1 protein-coding gene is annotated in these 3152 nt (G+C 47.4%); it reads right to left on the reverse strand.

Annotation, left to right across the window (positions count from 1 at the left end):
- Positions 1-87 precede the first annotated feature (87 nt).
- A complete protein-coding gene (locus tag NP590_RS20330) occupies positions 88-3012 on the reverse strand; it encodes a Tn3 family transposase (RefSeq protein ID WP_256604572.1) in 2925 nt (974 codons plus the stop codon).
- Positions 3013-3152 lie beyond the last annotated feature (140 nt).

Consider the following 3152-nt stretch of genomic DNA (forward strand, 5'->3'; position numbering starts at 1 on the left):
GGCCGACTGCTTCCGATCAAGTAGACATCATTTCCAGCGGCTGCTTTGGAATTGGAAAAAGTGCCAGGTTTGATCAAGAATATACACTCACTCTTCTTCAATAAAATAAGTTCCGTTCGGAAGTACGTGTTTGTATGGCAATAGAGAGATATGAGCCAGTGTTTCGTCGTCCACTATTTCCCCTTGGTTTCTCAAGTCCTCGACAATCTCGCTAATTCTGGACGTATTCCAGTACAAGATCGCATTTGACACCAAGCTCAGGCAACTGGCTTTATTCATGATTTCCTCGTAATCACCGGTGGTAAATTCACCCTGGTTGGCAAAGAAAACCCATCGTGGCAGCTTGTGCCGATATTCCCCTTTATTGAGTTGCAATTGCACGGTTCGGCGAAGCGGCTTGTCCGTGATATACCGCAGGATATATTCCGTTTTAATGATCCGCCCCAGATTGGTAAACGCCCTCGAAAGTCGGTCGGCTGGAAAACTATTGGTTAAGCGCTGAACAATCACATGCGCCGGCGCCGTCCGTTCCTTGAGAGATTGGGCAACATGGATCATCGCTTCCCACTGCTCTTCGACAATATCAATATCGGCCGTCTTGTTGAGCAAGGGGTTGAAGATGCCGTGATTGACGTTCCGATCTACTTTGTAGAGCTGTTGATCCTTTAGGTCGCGAATTCTGGGCATGAAGTAATAACCCAATAGGTAGCACAAGGCAAATACGATTTCGGTATAGCCGTGGGTGTCCGTCGTGTGCTCCCGGATTTTCAGGATAGAATTATTTTCCAGCAAGCCATCCAAGACGTACAACGCCTCTCTGGGGCTACAGGATATAGCCTTGGTGCTGTACACGGCATATTGGTCGGACACATGGGTGTAAATTCCGATCGCTTTCTCATAATATCCGTAATACCTTGGGTAATAAGAGGCTAGCAGGGTGTCGGCCCTGATTTTGAAACGCTGAGCATCGGATGACGAGACCGTACCCGAGCCATGAATCCCGCTGAACGGCAACTGATGATGCTGATTGACAATTTCGGCACTGGCATTTTTGTTGGTTTCCTCGCGCACATAGAATTGTAAGACGTGCCGTAACATATCCAAGGTCACACCTTTAACACTGGCGCTCATGGCGACCACACCGAGATTGGTTGCATGTGAGATCATCGCTGCAATCAGCGTTTTGTAAAAATTTGCCGGTCTGGACTGGTGTTGCTGTAGGGGGATAAAGTGGCGGCTAAACCCTGTTTGCCGATCCACTTCCATCAGTAGCTGCTCAATTCGAATAGGTGGCAGACTGGCATCAATGACTTTTTGCAGCTTGATGACGACATCGGGGATTTCGGCTTTGTCGTCTTTTTTCAGCCTCAATTTGCCATCCTTGATTTCTGCGAACGTATCGAGGCCAAAACCTTTTTCAGCTTTAGCAACGGCCTCATGGAATTGTAATGTCAGGACAGATTTAACGGCATCCTGATAAGGCTGCTGAAGCATATCATACGAAGCCTCTCGGCTGGCTTGCCAGTGGCGCTCATCCAGCATGAGATCCCAGAACGACACATGCTGTTTACTTCGCGGCAGATATAAATCGCCGGAGCGAAACGCCTCTTTCATGGCAATCGCAAGCCCTAGTTCCCAGGCATTACGCTTTATATTGCCGTCCTGATCCTTGTATGAGCGGCGAAGCTCATGCGGAATAAATCCTATCGGGGCATTATCGGGTATCTTCTTGAGAGTACCGGCATCCAACTGACGAACCAGGTTAATCCCATTCATTAGTGGCTCGGTGCCGGATTTTACGGCGAATGGCAACTGAATAAATTCGGCAAAATATTTGCGCAAGCTGGGGTAACGTCCCAACAAAATATCACCATACCCACGTTCTTCTAGCCGCTTGAAGTTATGCAGATCAGTCATGGATTCCAACAACTGCTTCTCGCCAACCTGTTGCCATAGATCCGTTTTATGTAAAGGTTTGTCGTCCGGCCAATCGACAATCAACTGGGTGGTATCGAGTACCGTATCAATGGCTTTTTTCTGACGTTTACGAAACTCTCGGTGTTTCATTTCATGAATGTGCTTCGCTTTTCGCAACATGTCCATGATGAACTGGTCGTGCATTTTGACCAGGTAATCCAGTAAAGCCTTACGGGTTTCCAGAAGAAAACAGGCCATCATGGCGTAGCGTTTGGGTTCCTTAAAACGCTTGATGTCTCTTGCGCTGTAGCGGCGGGCGAGTTTGTAAAGATAATCGATAAAGGCGGGATCGACACACTGCGCTTCCAGTTTACTAATGCCTGTTCCTTCAAGTTTCCGGTATCGTTCCAGGTAATTCTGGATCGAAGAAATCGTGGCTGATGGCGGATATTCTTTCAACAGGTAGAATAATGAACGTTGTTCACCGGGGTGCACGACCAACAGATTATCAATGGCTGTTCTCAGTTCTGGCGTAAGCCTGTCGCACAAGATTTTAAATAACTGTTCATGTGTTTCAGAGCAAACGCTGATAATCAGCCGCTCTAACACACTGCTTCCTGGCAATACCACACGCTCGGCTAAAAGATAGCGTTCGGCCCGCAAGAATAGCTCGTCGGGCAGATGTGCTTGTAAAGCTTGTTGTTCCAACCATTTTTGCAATCGAGACTGGGCTTCATCGTCGTATTTGGCAAAGCCCAGATAATTCAGGATATTTTTTCGGTACTCAGATAATGTCGCTTCGCGATCCGGCGTTGCTACTGTCAGCGAAGGCGGCAAACCCAATTGGTTGTTGAGGTAGTTGACAATGCGGGGTGACAGGCTATTGACTTCGGCCAGAAAGCGACCATACAAGCGTAACGCGCTTAACTGGATGGCAATAAATGTCCGGGAATTTTTTCGGTATTTGCTGATTTCCTTTTTGTCGGCATCGGAAAGTGTCCAGTCTCTGGCCATCTCTTCATCTGAGAAATCCTGTGACAGCTTAATGGACTGGTAGCGTTGCCGTCGGTTTAAGAAACCTTCACTGGTAGTCATCGATAACGGCACTCGCTGATTGGTACAAAGTTCTTCAAGAAACTGGCGATAGTTAGAATTCCTGGAAAAACGGATGTTGTTTTTGAATGACACCTATTTTTGGTGCTCTCGGGTTCCAAAAGCTGTGCATTTGAATCTTG

It is taken from the genome of Methylomonas subterranea, assembly GCF_024505185.1.
Taxonomy (GTDB): domain Bacteria; phylum Pseudomonadota; class Gammaproteobacteria; order Methylococcales; family Methylomonadaceae; genus Methylomonas; species Methylomonas subterranea.